The organism is Oceanobacillus saliphilus, assembly GCF_023522835.1.
Lineage (GTDB): Bacteria > Bacillota > Bacilli > Bacillales > Amphibacillaceae > Oceanobacillus > Oceanobacillus saliphilus.
Window position 1 is genome coordinate 1 of the sequence record NZ_JALCZU010000183.1, and the last position, 264, is coordinate 264.

Sequence of the window (264 nt, forward strand, 5' to 3'; positions counted from 1 at the left end):
TGTCGTTAAGTTGCAAGAATTCTACAAGGGTCAAATTGAACAAGAAAATATCCCAGTTTACTGGATTGACGGCACGATTGTCGGCGACAAGGAGACTGAAGATGGTCAAAGCTTGTTGTACGTGAAGCACCCAGTTGCATTGAAGGCTGGTATGGCACAATCAACACTAGCAACGCCAAACAATGAGTTGTCAAAGTACTACGTGGATCTGTTCTGGAACATGCCAATGCGTGACGGCGTTTACCGTTACTACGATAACTTGTT

1 pseudogene is annotated in these 264 nt (G+C 44.3%); it reads left to right on the forward strand.

The window, feature by feature from the left end:
* A pseudogene (locus MN204_RS20860) lies at positions 1–264 on the forward strand (hypothetical protein); the annotation flags it as partial.